General features: G+C 56.8%; 17 protein-coding genes. 13 read left to right on the top strand and 4 right to left on the bottom strand.

From position 1 onward, the window contains the following. The first annotated feature begins 4 nt into the window (after positions 1-4). The 8 genes from V8247_RS01030 to V8247_RS00995 are packed head-to-tail and all read left to right on the top strand — an operon-like array spanning position 5 to position 8,298. Positions 5-1,147: a glutamine amidotransferase family protein gene (locus V8247_RS01030; RefSeq protein ID WP_338737885.1), complete on the top strand. Its 1,143-nt coding sequence runs from the start codon at positions 5-7 to the stop codon at positions 1,145-1,147. A gap of 1 nt (position 1,148) precedes the next feature. After that, complete coding sequence (gene hisF / locus V8247_RS01025) at positions 1,149-1,907, top strand: imidazole glycerol phosphate synthase subunit HisF (RefSeq protein WP_338737883.1); 759 nt, start codon at positions 1,149-1,151, stop codon at positions 1,905-1,907. Between the two features lie 9 nt (positions 1,908-1,916). Beyond that, positions 1,917-3,422 carry a glutamate synthase-related protein gene (locus tag V8247_RS01020; protein ID WP_338737881.1) on the top strand — a complete coding sequence of 502 codons (1,506 nt, stop codon included), beginning with the start codon at positions 1,917-1,919 and terminating at the stop codon, positions 3,420-3,422. A gap of 1 nt (position 3,423) precedes the next feature. Then, positions 3,424-4,188 carry a hypothetical protein gene (locus V8247_RS01015; protein WP_338739257.1) on the top strand — a complete coding sequence of 255 codons (765 nt, stop codon included), beginning with the start codon at positions 3,424-3,426 and terminating at the stop codon, positions 4,186-4,188. A gap of 8 nt (positions 4,189-4,196) precedes the next feature. Next, positions 4,197-4,859, top strand: a complete 663-nt coding sequence (locus V8247_RS01010) for a response regulator transcription factor (protein WP_338737879.1) — start codon at positions 4,197-4,199, stop codon at positions 4,857-4,859. Between the two features lie 53 nt (positions 4,860-4,912). Continuing rightward, positions 4,913-5,197 carry a DUF503 domain-containing protein gene (locus V8247_RS01005; protein ID WP_338737877.1) on the top strand — a complete coding sequence of 95 codons (285 nt, stop codon included), beginning with the start codon at positions 4,913-4,915 and terminating at the stop codon, positions 5,195-5,197. A gap of 1 nt (position 5,198) precedes the next feature. After that, positions 5,199-7,514, top strand: a complete 2,316-nt coding sequence (locus V8247_RS01000) for a DEAD/DEAH box helicase (RefSeq protein WP_338737875.1) — start codon at positions 5,199-5,201, stop codon at positions 7,512-7,514. A 58-nt stretch (positions 7,515-7,572) separates the two neighbouring features. Continuing rightward, the gene (locus V8247_RS00995; protein WP_338737873.1) at positions 7,573-8,298 is read left to right on the top strand and encodes a hypothetical protein; all 726 of its coding nucleotides are present in this window, start codon (positions 7,573-7,575) and stop codon (positions 8,296-8,298) included. Positions 8,299-8,352: 54 nt separating this feature from the next. Here the strand turns inward: V8247_RS00995 and V8247_RS00990 are convergent, their stop codons facing one another. The 3 genes from V8247_RS00990 to fabF are packed head-to-tail and all read right to left on the bottom strand — an operon-like array spanning position 8,353 to position 11,947. Then, positions 8,353-8,979, bottom strand: a complete 627-nt coding sequence (locus V8247_RS00990) for a glycerol-3-phosphate acyltransferase (protein WP_338737871.1) — start codon at positions 8,977-8,979, stop codon at positions 8,353-8,355. A 16-nt stretch (positions 8,980-8,995) separates the two neighbouring features. Further along, positions 8,996-10,675 carry a single-stranded-DNA-specific exonuclease RecJ gene (gene recJ, locus V8247_RS00985; RefSeq protein ID WP_338737868.1) on the bottom strand — a complete coding sequence of 560 codons (1,680 nt, stop codon included), beginning with the start codon at positions 10,673-10,675 and terminating at the stop codon, positions 8,996-8,998. Positions 10,676-10,678: 3 nt separating this feature from the next. After that, on the bottom strand, positions 10,679-11,947 hold the full coding sequence (gene fabF / locus V8247_RS00980; protein ID WP_338737866.1) for a beta-ketoacyl-ACP synthase II: 1,269 nt from the start codon (positions 11,945-11,947) through the stop codon (positions 10,679-10,681). Between the two features lie 183 nt (positions 11,948-12,130). On the opposite strand from fabF, the gene xerD reads away from it, so the two are divergent. From xerD to fusA, 5 genes are all read left to right on the top strand, one after another. After that, positions 12,131-13,042, top strand: a complete 912-nt coding sequence (gene xerD, locus V8247_RS00975; RefSeq protein ID WP_338737864.1) for a site-specific tyrosine recombinase XerD — start codon at positions 12,131-12,133, stop codon at positions 13,040-13,042. 29 nt (positions 13,043-13,071) lie between these two features. Then, positions 13,072-13,329, top strand: coding sequence for a hypothetical protein (locus V8247_RS00970; protein ID WP_338737862.1), 258 nt, complete (start codon positions 13,072-13,074; stop codon positions 13,327-13,329). Between the two features lie 21 nt (positions 13,330-13,350). Beyond that, a complete protein-coding gene (locus tag V8247_RS00965; protein ID WP_338737860.1) occupies positions 13,351-13,911 on the top strand; it encodes a nitroreductase family protein in 561 nt (186 codons plus the stop codon). Next, the gene (locus V8247_RS00960; protein WP_338737858.1) at positions 13,908-14,459 is read left to right on the top strand and encodes a stage II sporulation protein M; all 552 of its coding nucleotides are present in this window, start codon (positions 13,908-13,910) and stop codon (positions 14,457-14,459) included. Before V8247_RS00965 ends, V8247_RS00960 begins: the two co-directional genes overlap by 4 nt. A 97-nt stretch (positions 14,460-14,556) precedes the next feature. Next, positions 14,557-16,626 carry an elongation factor G gene (gene fusA, locus V8247_RS00955; RefSeq protein ID WP_338737856.1) on the top strand — a complete coding sequence of 690 codons (2,070 nt, stop codon included), beginning with the start codon at positions 14,557-14,559 and terminating at the stop codon, positions 16,624-16,626. Positions 16,627-16,694: 68 nt separating this feature from the next. On the opposite strand, the gene V8247_RS00950 is transcribed toward fusA, so the two are convergent. Beyond that, the gene (locus V8247_RS00950; protein WP_338737853.1) at positions 16,695-17,786 is read right to left on the bottom strand and encodes an ABC transporter ATP-binding protein; all 1,092 of its coding nucleotides are present in this window, start codon (positions 17,784-17,786) and stop codon (positions 16,695-16,697) included. Positions 17,787-17,789: the final 3 nt, after the last annotated feature.

The raw sequence follows: 17,789 nt of genomic DNA, 5'->3' as shown, positions 1-17,789 counted from the left end.
TTAAATGAAAGATTTAACCAGTGTAAGCAATACATGGGGCGACGGCAAGGTCATTGATGCCTGTTCCATTTTCGGCATGATGGATACTTCCGGCAAGTGTTTTTCCGGGCGGGATATTACCCGCGCGATCGCCAATATGCATGACCGGGGCAACGGTCTGGGCGGCGGATTTGCCGTATACGGTCTTTATCCCCAGTACCCGGACTATTACGCCTTTCACATCATGTATGATAGCCGGGAAGGCAAGACGGCGACCGAAACCTTTCTGAATGAATATTTTAATGTTCATCATTCCGAGGAAGTCCCGACCAAACCGGTAGCGGCCATCAAGAATCCGCCGCTGGTGTGGCGCTATTTTCTGGATGCCGATAAAATGGCCCCGGACTGCAAGCTCTCGGTGGACGATTATATCGTCGCCAAAGTCATGGAGATCAACACCCGGATAGAAGATTCGTATGTTTTTTCATCCGGGAAGAATATGGCGGCTTTCAAGGGCGTTGGTTATCCGGAAGAGATTTCCGAATACTTTTGCCTGGAAGATTACACCGGTTATCTCTGGACCGCCCACGGACGGTTCCCGACCAATACCCGCGGCTGGTGGGGTGGGGCGCACCCGTTCAACATTCTGGACTGGACGGTAGTACACAACGGTGAAATTTCCTCTTACGGCATCAATCGGCGTTATCTGGAGCAGTTCGGTTATCACTGCACGCTGCAGACCGATACCGAAGTGGTCGCTTATGCAGTTGACCTGCTGGTGCGCAAACACAATCTGCCGATTGAGGTGGTGGCGGAAATATTCGCCCCGCCGCTGTGGGCAGAGATTGAACGCCGGACACCGGAGCAGCGCGAACTGCTGACGGCTTTGCGGCAGGTCTACGGCAGTCTGCTGATGAATGGTCCTTTCACTATTATTATCGCGCATGAGGGCGAGATGATCGGCCTGACCGACCGCATCCGGCTGCGGCCGCTGACGGTCGGTGAAAAAGGCAGTATGTTATACCTGTCCAGTGAAGAATCCGCTATTCGGCTGATTTGCCCGGAACTGGACAAGGCCTGGATACCGATGGGCGGCCAGCCGGTTATCGGCTCGCTGAAAAATCCCCTGGGCGGGAAAAAAGAACCGGTTGCCGGAGGGGTGGCCTGACGTGCTGACTCGGCGAATCATACCGTGTCTGGACGTGACCGGCGGACGCGTGGTGAAGGGACAGAGTTTCCTGAATCTGCGGGATGCCGGCGACCCGGTGTCGCTGGCCCAATTCTATTACGAACAAGGGGCCGACGAGCTGGCTTTTCTGGACATCACGGCGACGGTGGAAAGCCGTAAGACCATGGCTTCCATCATCAGTGAGCTTTCCGGCAAGGTCTTCATGCCGCTGACGGTCGGCGGAGGTATCCGCACCATTGAGGATATGCGGCAGATGCTGCTGTCCGGCGCCGACAAGGTGGCCATCAACACTGCTGCGGTGGCCCGGCCGGAACTGATCAGCGAGGGTGCGGTCAAATTCGGCAGCCAGTGCATTGTGGTGGCGATTGACGCTAAACGCATCGGTGCCGGCAAGTGGATTGTGCGCACCCATTCAGCCAGTCAGGAATCCGGCTTGGATGCCGTTGAATGGGCTAAAAAAGCCGCCGCGATTGGGGCGGGCGAATTACTGGTCACTAGTATTGACAGCGACGGGCAGAAGGGCGGTTATGACAATGAGCTTAACCGGGCTATTTCTGAAGCGGTCAGTGTGCCGCTGATCGCTTCCGGCGGTGCCGGTACGCTGGATCACCTATATGATGCTTTAACCGTCGGCAAGGCGGACGCAGTGCTGGCCGCCAGTATCTTTCATTATGGCAGTTACACCATTGAACAGGCAAAAGATTATCTGTGCCGTAAAGGCATAGCCGTCAGGCAATAAGGAGCCGAAATGAGAACTTTGGTACCCGCTAAGTTTATTGTGGAGCGTGACCCGGACAAGTGTATCAAGTGCCAGGTCTGTGTTAACCAATGCAGTTTTGACAGTCACTACTATGATTCCGATGACGATGAAATAAAATGTCGTGACGGTAAGTGTATCGGCTGTCACCGCTGTGTACTGTTCTGCCCCACCAATGCCCTGGTTGTCCGGCGTAATCCGCTGGAATACCGGGAAAATTCCGGCTGGAAGCCGGAGTATATTGAAGATATCCAGAAGCAGGCGGAACAGGGCGGAATGCTGTTGACCGGTATGGGCACTGACAAGGCACCGCGCATTTACTGGGATCACCTGATGCTAAACGCTTCCCAAGTGACCAATCCTTCCATTGACCCTTTACGGGAACCGATGGAGATGCGGACCTATCTGGGCTCCAAACCGGATCAGATTGAGATTGACCCGGTTACCGGCGGTCTGGCCACCCAAATCGCACCGCAGGTGAAACTGGAAGTCCCCATTATGTTTTCCGCCATGAGTTACGGCGCCGTTAGCCTGAATGTCCAGGAATCCCTGGCGCGGGCGGCGGTAGAACTCGGTACGATGTGGAATACCGGTGAGGGCGGTTTGCATCCGTCACTGGCTAAATACGGCGATAACACTATCATTCAGGTCGCCAGCGGCCGTTTCGGTGTGTATTCCGATTATTTGAATTCCGGCCGGATAGTGGAAATCAAGATTGGTCAGGGTGCCAAGCCCGGTATCGGCGGCCATTTGCCCGGCGAAAAGGTGTCGGCGGAAGTTTCGCTGACCCGCATGATTCCCCAGGGCACCGACGCTATCTCGCCGGCACCCCAGCACGACATCTATTCCATTGAAGACCTGTCGCAGCTGATATATGCCTTGAAAGAGGCTACCAACTATAAGCGCCCGATATCGGTGAAGATTGCCGCGGTGCATAATTCACCGGCCATCGCTTCCGGTATGGTGCGCGCCGGCGCTGACATCATTGTGCTTGACGGTGTGCGCGGCGCCACCGGTGCTGCGCCTAAAGTCATTCGCGACAACGTCGGCATTCCCATTGAACTGGCGCTGGCGGCCGTGGATACCCGGCTGCGGGCCGAAGGCATCCGCAATCAGGCCTCCCTGGTTATCTCCGGCGGCATCCGGACGTCCGGCGACGTGGCCAAGGCCATAGCACTGGGCGCGGATGCGGTCAACATCGGCACAGCGGCGCTGATAGCCCTGGGTTGCCGGGTGTGTCAGCAGTGCCATACCGGCAAATGTGCCTGGGGTATTTGTACCTCTGACCTGAAATTGACCAAGCGCATCAATCCGGAAATCGGCGCCCGTCGGGCGGCCAATCTGGTCCGCGGCTGGGCGCTGGAGATCAAGGACATGCTGGGCGGCATGGGCGTTAACGCTCTTGAAAGCCTGCGTGGCAACCGGCTGCATCTGCGCGGTTATGGTCTGAGTGAAAAAGAACTTGAAATTCTGGGTGTAAGGATGGCTGGTGAATAGTATGACCAAGACGGCTTCAACTCCGAAAACGGTACAGATAGACACGACCGGTATTTATTACCGGGACCTGAATAAAACCCTGCGGCAGCTGGCCGATGAGGGGGTGGAGCGTGTTGAGCTGAACAATGTCTGCGGGCAGCGCTATATTGCCACCGACCTCTCCCGTCCGATGGAATTCAAGATCACCGGTACGCCGGGCAATGACCTGGGTGCTTTTATGAACGGTTCCAGAATTGAAGTCTTCGGCAATGCCCAGGACTGTATGGCTAATACCATGAATGCCGGAGAAATTATCGTCCACGGCCACGCCGGCGATATCTGCGGCATGGCGGCCCGCGGCGGCCGGATTTTTATCCGGGACTATGTGGGCTACCGCGCCGGTATTCATATGAAGGAATATCAGGACAAGAAGCCGGTGATGGTTATCGGCGGTGCCGGGCAGGATTTCCTGGGAGAATATATGGCCGGAGGAGTGCTGGTGGTGCTCGGTCTGGGCCTGGCCGAAGGTGAAAAACACAAAGCCAATTTTATCGGTACCGGGATTCACGGCGGTGTTATTTATATCAGCGGCGGCTTTGAGCCCCATCAACTGGGCAAGGAAGTCGGCGTGGCGGAACTTGATGAAGCTGACCGGGAAGTACTGGCCGGCTTGGTAAACGAATACTGCGGTCATTTTGGCGGCGATGCAGAGACGATTATGAAGCGTTCTTTCAAGAAACTCTACCCGAAGAGTTTACGGCCTTACGGCCGGCTGTATTCCTACTAGCAAATACTTTGTTTAAAATATTGCTGCTGGCTGAGGAAACGGACAAAACCAGGGAACTCAAAAACCGCCTTTCCCGGGAAGGGTACATTTGTGTCCTGGAGCCGCCGGGAGAAACTCCGGCTGAGAAGGTGGTACAGCAATCCCCCCGGTTAGTGGTTCTGGACGTGCCGACCGACGGCGACTGGCCGGAGTTAGACGCGGCCGGGCTGGAAAAACAGCCCTATTATATCCTGATGGCTTTTCGTCATCGTTTGGCAGAACTGGCTGATGAGACGGCTGCATTGGATTTTGTTCTCAAACCGTTTGATATTGATGAACTGCTGGCCCGCATCCGCCGGGTCGCCATTAAAGCTGATGCCGCTCCGTCTACTGAGGTGATTTCCGCCGGAGATCTGACCATAGATACCGCCCGTTGTGAAGTTACCCTGGCTGGGAAATCGGTTGATCTGACTTTCCGCGAATATGAACTGCTCAAATTTCTGGCTTCCAACCGGGGCCGGGTCTTCAGCCGGGAAATCCTGCTCAATAAAGTCTGGGGCTTTGATTATTTCGGCGGCGATCGCACCGTTGACGTGCATATCCGGCGTCTGAGAGCTAAGATTGAAGAATACGGACAGGTGTATGTGGAGACTGTCCGGAATATCGGCTATCGCTTCAAGCGCAACCTTTAATTCGCCGGGCCTTGCGGTTAAAGTCGGGCGTGTTGAGAGGCAAAGGTGTACCAATGAACGTCGGCATACTGCAGTTCAGTATCAGGCTGCCTGAAAGCCATTCGCTTAAGGAAAAGCGACAGGTGGTTAAGTCCCTGGTGGCGCAGCTTAACAACCGTTTCAACGTTTCAGCTGCTGAAGTAGCCGACCAGGACCTGTGGCAGACCGCCGCCATCGGCGTGGCCTGTCTGTCCAACGACAAACGCCATACCAATGAAGTCCTTACCAAGGCGCTGGCTTTCGCCTCAACCTTTGATCTGGAAATGCTGGAATCCAGCATGGAAATTATAGATATCTGACGTGGGTATTCAGGAATTCGTCGCCTTTCTTCAAGCCTCTGCGGAGTTGACCGGGTGTCTGGCGCACCTGGAAAGTATCCCCCCCAGGGAGGCGGTTACCGGGGAATCAGACCACCCACTGGCGCCTCGTCTGACCGCGGCGCTGCAGCAACAGGGTCTGTGGCCGCTGTATAGTCATCAGGCACAGGCGGTTGACGCAGCGCTCTCCGGCCGGAATGTTTTCATCGCTACGCCGGCGGCTTCCGGCAAGAGTCTTGGATATTATCTGCCGGTGCTCCAGGCTTTGTTGGCGGACGTCAACGCCACAGCTCTTTATCTGGCACCGACCAAAGCCCTGGAACAGGACCAGTTGCGTCATTTCACCGATTTGTTCTACCCGGCGCTTGTCCGCCGGCATGACTATGCCACCTTTGACGGCGATACTCCCGGCGCGGCCCGGGGCCATATCAGGCGTGAAGCCCGGTTTATCCTGTCTAATCCGGACATGCTCCATGCCGGCATCCTGCCTAACCATCAGCAGTGGCGCCGGTTTCTGGCAAATTTGAAATATGTGGTTATTGATGAGGCTCACCAGTACCGCGGTATTTTCGGTTCGCATCTGGCCCTGGTGTTACGCCGCTTGCGGCGGATTTGCCGCCGCTATGGTGCCCAGCCGCGCTTTATTCTGGCTTCGGCCACTATCGGCAACGCTGCTGAGTTTGCCACCGCGCTGACCGGCCTTGAATTTAGCGTTATTGATACCGACGGCGCCCCTTACGGCGGCAAGGATTTTCTTTTCTGGAATCCGCCGCTGACCGATCCGGAGCGCGCCCAGCGGCGCAGTGCCTCAGCTGAAGCGACGGTGTTGTTTACCGACCTGATTGCCCGCGGCATTCGCACCCTGACCTTCGCCCGCAGCCGCCGTTTAGCCGAGGTGATTTACAGCCACGCCCGGGAACGTTTGCGCAAACAAGCCCCGGAGCAAGCCGACCGGATCAAGCCGTATCGGGCCGGTTATCTGGCGGAGGACCGCCGCCGGATTGAAAAGGAATTGTTCAGCGGGCGGCTGACCGGCGCGGTGGCTACTTCGGCACTGGAGCTGGGGATAGACGTCGGCTCGCTGGAAGCCGCCGTACTGACCGGTTATCCCGGCTCCATTGCTTCAGCCTGGCAGCAAGCCGGACGCAGCGGGCGGCGGCAACAGCGGTCATTGTCCATTATGGTGGCCCGCAACGACCCGCTGGACCAGTATTTTATGCGCCACCCGGACTTCTTCTTCGGTCATTCCAATGAGGCCGCGTTGATCAACCCGGATAACCGGCAAATCGCTGCCGCTCACTTGTTGTGCGCTGCCTGGGAGGCGCCTTTGGCCGCGGCAGACGGCGAATATTTTGGACCGGGGTATGCTTCTCATTTGCAGGGTCTGGTGGACCAGGGGCTGCTGAAAGTGCGCCGGGGGCAGTACCATCCTTCCTCTGATGTCGCCTATCCCGCCCGGGACGTAAGCATCCGCGGTGCCGGGGGTTCTGATTACACTATTGTTGACCATACCACCGGAGCCTTGCTGGAAACGCTGGAATCGCAAACCGCGTTATTTCAGCTCTTCCCCGGCGCCGTCTATTTGCACCAGGGTGAAAGCTATTTGGTGCGGTCACTGGATATGGAAACCCGGATTGCCGGGGTTGAGCCGAATGAAGAAGCCTATTATACCGAGGCCCGGGAGATTAACGACCTCAAAGTGGTCAATGTCCACCGTTCCACCTTCATCCGGGGGATACCGGTGTCGCTGGGTGAGGTTGAGGTTACGGTGACTGTGGTTGGTTTCAAACGTAAAGCCCAGTTCACTGAGGAAGTCCTGGGGGAAGAAGCGCTGGACATGCCGCCACAGCGTTTTAATACGGTTGCCCTGTGGTTTGAATTACCGGAAAACCTGATTCATCACGGGACTGGTGCGGCCCTGGATTTTGCCGGGGGACTTCACGCCGTGGAGCATGCCGCCATCGGGATTCTGCCGCTGTATGCACTCTGCGACCGCAACGATATCGGTGGTCTGTCCACGCCGCTTCATCCTGATACCGGCGCGGCCACGGTGTTCATATATGATGCTCATGCCGGTGGGGTCGGTATATCAGAAAAGGGCTATGAGATCGTAGTCCAGCTCTGGGAGGCGGCGCTCAAAGCCATCGCTGAATGTCCCTGCGAAAGCGGGTGTCCGGCCTGTATTCAATCACCCAAATGCGGCAATAATAACGAACCGCTGGACAAGGTCGCGGCTCAGGTGCTGTTGCGGGGTTTACTCGGGCTGAAGACCGCGGAAAGCGATCCGGCACCATCGTGAGTTTTTACAACCCTCTGGTTTTATGGAATAATGGCGTACCGCATCAATTGGAGCAATGGTGAGTTTATATCGTAACCGACAATTCTGGGTGACCGCCGGGCTGGGCGCGGTGTTTACAGTGGCCGTTTATAGCGACCTGTTGCGCGGGCAGGTGCCGGTCGGCGATGAATTTCAATTGGTCTTTTTTGCCATCCAGCAGATATTATTTCTGACCGTGGTGTCGCTGGCAACTTTTAGATTCGGACTGAACATCGGTTTTACCTTCTGGGCGATACTTGGTGCCTTGACCATACCGTATGCCATCATGTTCCTGACCACTAACTGGCACCCTTACCTGCTTTTGGAAATGGTCATTATCGGATTAATTGGCTTGGCGGCAGTGGGACTGATTAACGGCTATGAACAGGGTAAACAAAAACTTCTGGAATACCAGCATACACTGGAAGACAAGGTCAGGGACCGCACTCAGGATCTAAGCGAAGCTAACCGGGCGCTGGAAAAAGACATCATCAAACGCAAGAAGGTGGAAGCTGAACTGCGGGAAGCCCTGGCCGAGGTCAAGGCTTTGTCCGGCCTGTTGCCGATCTGTGCCAACTGTAAGCAGATACGCGACGATAAGGGTTACTGGAGCAGTGTGGAAAAATACATCAGCACCCATTCCGAGGCGGAATTCACCCACGGCATCTGTCCGGACTGCCTGACCAAGCTGTATCCCAGTTATTACGGTCCCGACGGCAAGAAGAAGACCCGTGACAAGGCCGAGCAGTCCCCTTCAGACAATTAACTCCGGTCTTCAGTGCCCCCGCAGTTGATCCCTCAAGACAGCATTCCGGTCGGTCTACCGCCGGTCGCGGATGCTTTTTCGGAAGACCGCGTCTTTGAAGCCCGACGAGCGTTCCCCAATCTGTTTGATCCGCATGATGTACTGCAATCCCGGTATCAGCAGCAGCAGGAAGGTGTAGACCAGGAACGTCATGGAGTCATAAACCAGCCAGGCGACAAAACCGAAGGTCACAAAAGCGATGCTGTAACTCAGAGTGGGGAACCTGGTGATCAATAACAGCAAACCGAAAGCCGCCATATAGACGGGAATGCCCCAGGGCATCAAAAAGGCCAGCACCCCGATACATGTTGCCCCGCCCTTGCCGCCCTTGAATTTCAGCCAGACCGGCAGGACATGACCGACCACGGCGACCATACCAGCGGCCAGCTCCACCAGTTGCGGGGTTTCCAATAATCGGGCGATGGCCACCGCCAGCGCACCCTTGCTGATGTCGGCCGTCAGCACCAGCATCCCCGGCCAGAAGCCCACCTGGTAGAAGGTGTTCATGGTGCCCATGTTTTTGGTGCCGACCTGGCGGATGTCAAAGTGCTTGACCCAGCGTCCCATCAGGTAAGCCAGCGGAAAACTGCCGATAATGTAAGCGGCGATGAGTGCCAGAATGATAGCCAAAGTGTCGTTCATTTCAGCCCCTTGTGTTTCAGACTGACGGCGCGAAATCCACTATGTTGAGGCGCAATGTCTCCCGGCCGTTGAACCGGTCCATCTCCAGATTATATACAATATCCAGCGGGTCCGGTAGTATTTTTTTCATTTCCGCGGCCTGTCGGAAGGCGATGCCTTCCCAGACAACACCGCCCTGAGTCAGCCTGAGCTTCAGATGATCGCCGCCGGCACCGATGGCGCGGTAATCCGGGACGGACACGCACCGGGAGACAAACAGCGGCGGCCGGTTGCCCTCGCCGAAAGGCGCCAGGCTTTGCAGCATCTGAAACAGCCCGCCGCCCAGTTCCTTCAATGTGGCTTCGGCGTCAATCTGCAGCACCGGCTGCAGGTCAAGCGCGGCCAGTTCCCGGTCGGCAATCTCCCCAAGCAGGGCGGCCAGTTCCGGCAGGTCTTGCGGCTTCAGACTGAAGCCCGCCGCCTGGGCATGGCCGCCGTAGTGGCACAACAGGTGACCGCAACGGTCAATGGCCTCGGTGATATTAAAGCCGGGGATAGAGCGGCAACTGGCAGTGGCCAGTTTGCCGTCGAGCCGAACCACAATACTGGGGCGGTAAAATTCGTCACTCAGACGGCCGGCCACCAGACCCAGAATACCCTGAGGGCATTCTTCGTCTTCAATGAACAACAGGGATTTCAATGGTTCGGCCATGACCTTGTCCCGCGCCTTATTGACATAAAGCAAGGTTAAACGCTGGCGTTCAATATTCTGGGCTTCCAGTTCCGCCGCCAGCACCATGGCTTCATCGGCGCTGGCGGCGGTCAGCAGATTATAACCGGCAATGGCGTGATTCAGCCGTCCGGCGGCATTCAGCCGCGGGGCCACCTGCCAGGAGATACTTTCGGCTTCCAGTTGACCGGCCCGGAGGCGGGACAGGTTGATAATTTCGGTCAGCCCCGGCGAAGGATGGTCGTTGAGGTGTTTCAAGCCTTCCTTGACCAGGTAACGGTTTTCACCGGTCAGGGGCATGATGTCAGCAATGGTACCCAGGGCCGTCAGTTCCAGAAGGTGTTCCCGCGGCAACGGTTTGCCCATGCCGCTGAACAGTGCTTCCACCACTTTGAAGGCGACACCGGCACCGGATAATTCGGTGAACGGATATTTGGAGTCCGTCCGCTTGGGGTCAATGACGGCGACAGCCGGCGGCTTTTCATGTCCCGGCAGGTGATGGTCGGTGATGATGACATCCAGGCCTATTTTAGCGGCCGCCCGGATCTCATCAACGGCGTTGATGCCGCAGTCCACGCTGATGACCAGCGTCATGCCTTCGGCTGCCAGTTTCTTTAAAGCCTCAGTCTTCAGCCCGTAGCCTTCGGTCAGGCGATGGGGGATATAAGGCGAGGCGTCGGCCCCCAGGCACTTCAAGCCGGTAACCATGATGGCCGTAGCCGTAATGCCGTCGGCATCAAAATCACCGTAGACGACAATCCGTTCGCCGCTGAGAATCGCCTGGTAGATGCGGGTCATGGCCGGCTGAATATCCGGCAGCAGCATCGGGTCTGATGACAGGCGAGCGTCGCCGGCCAGGAACAGCTCGGCTTCGATCTCGTTCTTGATACCGCGGTTGGCCAGAATCCGGGCCATCAGCGCCGGGAAAGCCCGGCCGAGGGCTTCGGGGACAGCGCCGTCGGCGACGCGCCAACGGCCGCCGCGCATCAGCTACGCCTCGCTGTATTGGCGCAGGATGAGGACGGAGTTATGGCCGCCGAAGCCAAACGAATTGGACAGCGTGGTGCGGACTTTGGCTTTTCGGGCGGTATTCGGTACATAATCAAGGTCACAATCCGGATCGGGGGTGGTGTAATTTATTGTCGGCGGAATTATACCATTTTTGATAGTCAGGGCGCAGATGGCGGCTTCCGTCGCCCCGGCGGCGCCGATGAGGTGCCCCAGCATGGATTTAGTGGAACTGACGGCCACCTTATAAGCGTGGTCGCCGAGGACCGTCTTGATGGCCCGGGTTTCCATCTTGTCGTTAAGCTGGGTAGAGGTGCCGTGGGCGTTGACGTAGTCAATCTCAGTTGGCTCAATGGCGGCACGCTCAAAGGCCATGACCATGGCGCGGGCGGCGCCTTCGCCGCTTTCAATCGGCTGGGTGATGTGAAAGGCGTCGCCGCTGGCGCCGTAGCCGATAACCTCGGCGATGATTTCGGCCCCGCGGCCGATGGCGACTGAAAGCTCTTCCAATACCAGTACCGCTGCCCCCTCGCTCATAACAAAGCCGGTCCGGCCGGCATCAAAAGGCCGGGAAGCGTGGGTCGGGTCGTCATTGGCCGTTGACAGTGCGTTCAGGGCATTGAAGGCGGCGAAGGCCAGCGGATTCATGCCGCATTCGGCGCCGCCGGCCAGCATGGCATCGGAGCGTCCCTGTTTGATGCTTTCAAAGGCGACCCCGATGGCATCAGAGCCGGACGAACAAGCCGAGGTAGTACAGAAATTAGGGCCCTTCAACCCCAGGGCAATGGAAACCTGGGCCGCGCCCATATCGGAAATCATCATCGGAATCAGAAACGGGGTAATCCGGTCGGGGCCTTTTTCCAAAAATATTTTGGTTTGTTCAAACATGGTGCTCAAACCGCCGATGCCGGAGCCGATGATGACCCCGGTCTCCTGGCCGCGCGCTTCACAATCAAACCCGGCCGCCTCAACCGCCTGCCGGGCGGCGGCGACGGCTAACTGGGCGAAGCGATCCATGCGGCGGACATCCTTGCGGTTGATGAAATCGGTTGGTTCAAAACCTTTGACCTCACCGCCGAAGCGGGTTTCCAGGTTAGACGCGTCAAAAAGGGTAACGTTTTCAATGCCGTTACGGCCGTTAATCAGGCCGTCCCAGGTGGTGTCCGTACTCAAGCCGAGCGGACTGACCATACCGATACCGGTAATGACCACGCGGCGGTTATTGGCGGGAACTGTATTAGAATCGGACATCAGCAGCGTACCTCAAAGCAAAGATGTCTATTTATAGCATATTATTGAATGATAGTTCAATGATTATTTTTTAAACTTTGGCGCGAATCCGTGGACAATGGTGACATATACGAACTGCGCTTGACCTAATCTGTAGTTATGTTAGAATACATAACAATAAAATCAGGCGTTGAGGTAGGCGGCATGAAGACCGATGTAGACAATTTTCTGAATTACCTGATGGTGGAGAAGGGTTTTTCGGGTAACACCCGGGACGCCTATCACAATGACCTCAGCCAGATGGCCGATTTTGGCGTAAAGACTTTACGAAAACGCGGCGATCAGGATTTATGGGATAATTTCAGTCGTCAGGATATGCTGTCTTATATCCTGGACCTGAAAGAACGCAACTACGCGGTGACCACAGTAGTGCGCAAACTGGCGGCGGCCAAAAGCTTTTTCAGCTTTTTACTGGAGGAGAAGAAAATCCGCCGGAATCCCACTGATAATATTGAGTCCCCCAAGGTCGGCAAACCGCTGCCGGACGCCATTTCGGTGCAGCAGGTTAAAGCACTGCTGGAACAGCCCACCAAGAGCGGCGGTCAGGAGTCCAAGCGCGATCGGGCCATGCTGGAGCTTCTTTACGCCAGCGGTATGCGGGTCAGTGAGCTCATCGGTCTTAATGTGGCCGACGTGGATACTGACGAAGAGCAGGTGAGGTGTTTCGGCAAAGGCAGCAAGGAACGGATTGTGCCCATTCATCCCCAGGCAGCCCGGATCGTCTTTGAATATACCAACGAAGTCCGTCCCCGGTTACTTCGCCATGATGATGAGCAGGCGTTGTTTCTCAACCGCCGGGGCGAACGGCTGACCCGGCAGGGCTTATGGCAGATTCTTAAGGAATACGCCGCTGCCGCCGGCCTTTCCGGCGAGGTCACACCCCATACTCTGCGTCATTCTTTTGCGACCCATATGCTCAACGGCGGTGCGGATTTACGTTCCGTCCAGGAGCTGCTGGGCCACGCCAATATTTCCACCACTCAGATTTATACCCACCTGACTTCAGAGCATATTCGCCGCGCCTATGACAGCGCGCACCCCCGCGCCCGGAAATAACCGCAAATAACTTAACAGGACAGATAAATATGGCCGACAAATACTCCCATAAACCAACCAAGAAAAAGAAAGCCCAACCCCGCAAACCGGCCGCTGCTTTGGAAACCACGCCGTATCAATCGGCGGCTCCGGCCGCGGTTACTGCGGCGCCCGTTCCCGCTGCCGTTGTCCAGCTGGAGAAGCCGACGGCTGTTGCCCCTAATCTGGCAGCCGAACTCAAACGGGTCGGTGTCCTGGGCGGGATACTGCTGGTGGTGCTGGTGGCGGCTTCATTTGTGGTGAGCTAAACCAACTCTCCGGAGGCAGACATGGAAGTTATTCACGCCATTAAAACCCGGCGCAGTCACCGCCAATATACCGACGAAGTTGTTACCGCCGATGAACTTAATGCCGTCATGGACGCCGCCCGCTGGGCACCTTCCTGGGCCAACAGCCAGTCCTGGCACTTTGTGGTGGTGCTGGATAAGGGTGTTAAATCCCGGATTGCCGACTCACTTACCGGCAACAGGGCTTCGCAGGCAGTCCAACAGGCGCCGGTCCTGATTGTCTGTTGTGCCGAGCCGGGCAAATCCGGTTGCTTTGATGGCGCGCCGGTGACCGACAAAGGGTTATCCTGGTATATGTATGATGCCGCGCTGGCGATGCAGAATCTTTCACTGGCCGCCCATGAACTCGGGCTGGGGACGGTTCACCTGGGGCGGTTCGATGCCGCTGCAGTCGGCAGCATCGTCAATTTGCCGGATAATCTGGTGGTGGTCGCCATGACCCCGCTGGGACATCCGCCCGCCGATGCCAGTCCGCCGGCGCCGCCGCGTAAAAGATTGGAAGAAATCATCACTTACGATGCCTTTGAGCGCCCCGGTATATGACTTTTACACGCTGGCTGTATATCGCCGGGAGCGTATTTGTCACCGGCATGTTTATCGGCAGTCTGCTGCCTGCCGGGGCGATTGCTGAGGAGTTATCTATTTTTGATGAGTTGGCCGGTGAGACGCAGTCTCTTTCCGGCGCCGGCCTGCTGGTTTTTATTCTGTTAAACAACGTTACTGCCTTTATGATGGCGTTTCTGGTCGCCCCGCTGTTGCTCCTGTTGCCGCTGGCTTCACTGTTTCTGAACGGCGCAGTCATCACTCTGGTGTCCCGGCTGGTGCTGGAGGATCAGTCAATCGGTTTCCTGATGGCCGGCCTGCTGCCGCATGGCGTCATTGAGATTCCGGCCTACATTCTGGCCATGGCCGCGTCACTGAGTTTCGGTTTTGCTGTTCTGCGCGGCCTGTTCCGACCGGCTTACCGTCCGCAGGTGCTGCCGGAATTCAAGACCAACCTGCGGCGTCTGGGGATTGCCCTGACTCTTTTAGTACCGGCCGCTTTGATTGAAAGTTTTATCACTCCCCTTTTTATCGGCTGGTTCGGATAAATTAAAGCAGAACCGGTAGAGCCGGGTGTTGACTTGCCCCATTCGCACCGGCTGGTTATAATAGCCCCCAATGACTAAATAACAGGATAGGTGACACATGGAGAACTATGGCATAGCCAGTATCCGAAACGTGGCGCTCCTGTCGCACAGCGGCGCCGGTAAAACTACTCTGGCCGAGGCGATGAATTTCAGCGCCGGTGCCGTTACCCGGATGGGTAAGGTAGATGATGGAACGACGGTGTCGGATTATGACCCCGATGAAGTAAAGCGAAAGATAAGTATAAATCTTTCGCTTTTGCCTTTTAAGTGGCAAAACTCCAAGATCAATATTCTGGACGCACCGGGTTATGCTGACTTTGCCGGCGAGACCCGGGCGGCGGTAGCCGCGGCGGAAAGCGCCGCTATTGTAGTCTCGGCTTCGTCGGGTGTTGAAGTCGGCACTGAGCAGGCCTGGATGACCGCCGAGGCCGCCGGCCTGCCGCGCTGTATTGTCATGAATAAAATGGAACGGGAAAACGTTAATTTTGACTCGGTCATTGAAGCCCTGAAAACCCGGTTCGGTGCCGGTTGCGTGGCGCTCACCGTGCCTATCGGCGCCTATAAGGACTTTAACGGCGTCGTCAATGTGCTGACCCAAAAGGCATTCACCGGCGCTCATCCCGCTCAGGAAGGCCCCGTCCCTGCCGAGATGGCCGAGGCCGTGGCGGCTTATCGTGAACGGCTGATTGAGGCGGTGGCTGAAAATGATGACGAACTGATTGAAAAATTTCTGGGCGGCGAGGAAATCACCGACACCGAACTAACCAAGGCGCTCAAGCAGGCCATTCTGGACCGGGCAGTCTTTCCGGTGGTGTCGGCCTCGGCGCTGAATAATACCGGCATTGATTCGCTGCTGGATTTCATCGTAGATTTCATGCCTTCACCGGAACACCGTACGGTGGCGCTGGCGGACGGCAGTGAGCTTAATGCTGGTGACGGCGGCAGCCTGGCGGCGCTGGTGTTCAAAACCACGGCCGACCCGTACGTCGGCAAACTGACCTATTTCCGGGTTTTCCGGGGTACACTGACTTCCAATACTCATGTCTGGAACAGCACTAAAAATGTTGACGAGCGCGTCGGGCAACTATATATCATGCACGGCAAAAATCAGGAACCGGCGACTCAGATCGGCGCCGGTGATATCGGGGCGGTGGCCAAACTGGCAGTCACGGTGACCAACGATACCCTGGCGGCGCAGGATGCGCCGGTTATCATTGCCCCCATTGTCTTCCCGTCAGCGTCCTACTCCGTGGCGGTGCATCCCCGGTCCAAGGCTGATGTGGATAAACTCGGCCAGGCCATAAACAGACTGCTGGAGGAAGACCCGACGCTGGAGAGTCATCGGGATGCCGACACCCATGAAACCATCGTTTCCGGTCTGGGTGATACTCAGATGGATGTGATGGCGGAGAAAATGGCCCGCAAGTACTCGGTGGCGGTTGACCTTAAAGCACCGCGGGTGCCGTATAAAGAAACCATTACCGGAGCGGCTAAGGCGGAATACAAGCACAAGAAACAGACCGGCGGCCATGGCCAGTATGGCCATGTGGTGCTGGAGGTAGAAGCTCTGCCGGCCGGCAGCGGCGTGGAGTTTGTGGACAAGGTGGTCGGGGGTGCGGTGCCGCGCAACTATATTCCAGCGGTGGAAAAGGGTATCAAGGAAGCGGTGCAGGACGGCGGCAGTCTGGGCTTCCCCATTGTTGACGTCCGCGCAACACTGGTTGACGGCGGTTTTCACCCCGTGGATTCCTCGGAAATCTGCTTCAAGATTGCCGGCTCCGGTGCACTCAAGAAAGGCATGGAAGTGGCCGGACCGATTCTGCTGGAACCGGTAGTGGCGCTCAAAATAACCGTGCCGTCCGCGGTTGTCGGTGATATCATCGGTGATCTTAACACCAAGCGCGCGCACGTGCAGGGGATGAATCCTGACGGCGAATTGACGACTATTGACGCTATGGCGCCGCTGGCCGAAGTTCAGCGCTATGCGGTGGATTTAAAAAGCCTGACCCACGGGCAGGGGCGTTTTACCATGACCTTTGACCATTACGCGCAGGTTCCGGCCCACCTGACCCAAAAGCTGGTGGAAGAGCGGGCGGCGGAAGTGGCGGCGGCGCAAACCGTCCACTGAGCATAATCGGCCGCAGACGGCCGGGCATAGTACAAAAAACCGGCGGGGAGGGCGAGAGTCCTCCCCGTTTATTTAATAAGGCAGACGCCTCGGGCGGCGTGAATGGCCGTGGCCTTCAAACTGGCGAAAACCAGCTTGCCGATGACCAGTTCCAGGTCGGCAGCCGCCTGCTGGGTGACCACCGCCATCAGAGTCAGGCCGTCGGCATCTAACTCCAGCCGCACCAGCGGGCTGACCAGACTGAGGCGGGTGATGGTGCCGGCAAAATGATTGCGGGCGCTGGTTTTATCGTCCGTGACCGAGATAACGATATCTTCCGGCCGGATGAAGAGGTCAACAGTATCACCAGGTTTGAAATCACCGACTGCCTGGATGGCCCGGCCGGCGGCGGCCACGGTGAACAGTCCGTTGTCTGCGGCGGTGACTGTGCCGCTGAGGATGTTTTCCACCCCGATGAATTCGGCCACGGCGCGGCAGGCCGGCGCCATGAATATCTCCTGGGCCTGGCCCAGTTGCAGTAGTTTTCCGGCTACCAGCACACCAATGCGGTCGGCCAGCCGCTGCCCCTGAGCCAGGTCATGCGTAGTCATGACCACGGTCAGATTCCGCGCCTGGATCACGCTGGAAATGAGTTCTTCAACCATGACGGTGGACTGGGGGTCAAGATTGGCCGTAGGTTCGTCCAGAAATAATAATTCCGGGCGGGTGACCAGTGCCCTTGCCAGTGCAACACGCTGAGTTTCACCGCCGGACAGCGTTTTAGCGTGACGGTTGATATAAGCGTCCATCTTAACAAGAGCTAAAGCCTCATGCACCTGCGCCTTGATGACGTCCTTTTTTATGCCGCGCCAGCGCAACGGCTGAGCAACATTGTCAAAAACACTGGTGGTAAAGACCAGCGGCTTTTGATGTACGAATGCCATACGCCGGCGCAACGGCAGGCGATCTGTTTTATTATTCACTGTCTGGTTGAAAATGCTGATGCTGCCGGATGATGGGATTTCCAGCAGATCCAGCAGTCGGATCAGCGTACTCTTACCAGCTCCTGAAGGGCCGATGATGCCGAGTGTTTCGCCGGGTTCAACTTTAAGGTCAACATCTCGCAGGACCGTGGTTTCGTTGTAGGATTGGGTTAACCCGCTGGTTTCAATAATCGGCATCGG

This window comes from Dehalogenimonas sp. W (genome assembly GCF_037094495.1).
Lineage (GTDB): Bacteria > Chloroflexota > Dehalococcoidia > Dehalococcoidales > Dehalococcoidaceae > Dehalogenimonas > Dehalogenimonas loeffleri.
This window is presented reverse-complemented; position numbering and strand designations above follow the sequence as displayed.

Bases quoted from the DNA above. Each gene is read 5' to 3' on its own strand.
- V8247_RS01030 (WP_338737885.1), top strand. From the start codon at position 5: ATGAAAGATTTAACCAGTGTAAGCAATACATGGGGCGACGGCAAGGTC.
- xerD (WP_338737864.1), top strand. From the start codon at position 12,131: ATGAAGACCGATGTAGACAATTTTCTGAATTACCTGATGGTGGAGAAG.
- V8247_RS00965 (WP_338737860.1), top strand. From the start codon at position 13,351: ATGGAAGTTATTCACGCCATTAAAACCCGGCGCAGTCACCGCCAATAT.
- V8247_RS01015 (WP_338739257.1), top strand. From the start codon at position 3,424: ATGACCAAGACGGCTTCAACTCCGAAAACGGTACAGATAGACACGACC.
- V8247_RS00960 (WP_338737858.1), top strand. From the start codon at position 13,908: ATGACTTTTACACGCTGGCTGTATATCGCCGGGAGCGTATTTGTCACC.
- fabF (WP_338737866.1), bottom strand. From the start codon at position 11,947: ATGTCCGATTCTAATACAGTTCCCGCCAATAACCGCCGCGTGGTCATT.
- V8247_RS00990 (WP_338737871.1), bottom strand. From the start codon at position 8,979: ATGAACGACACTTTGGCTATCATTCTGGCACTCATCGCCGCTTACATT.
- V8247_RS01005 (WP_338737877.1), top strand. From the start codon at position 4,913: ATGAACGTCGGCATACTGCAGTTCAGTATCAGGCTGCCTGAAAGCCAT.
- V8247_RS00970 (WP_338737862.1), top strand. From the start codon at position 13,072: ATGGCCGACAAATACTCCCATAAACCAACCAAGAAAAAGAAAGCCCAA.
- V8247_RS00950 (WP_338737853.1), bottom strand. From the start codon at position 17,786: ATGCCGATTATTGAAACCAGCGGGTTAACCCAATCCTACAACGAAACC.
- fusA (WP_338737856.1), top strand. From the start codon at position 14,557: ATGGAGAACTATGGCATAGCCAGTATCCGAAACGTGGCGCTCCTGTCG.
- V8247_RS01020 (WP_338737881.1), top strand. From the start codon at position 1,917: ATGAGAACTTTGGTACCCGCTAAGTTTATTGTGGAGCGTGACCCGGAC.
- recJ (WP_338737868.1), bottom strand. From the start codon at position 10,675: ATGCGCGGCGGCCGTTGGCGCGTCGCCGACGGCGCTGTCCCCGAAGCC.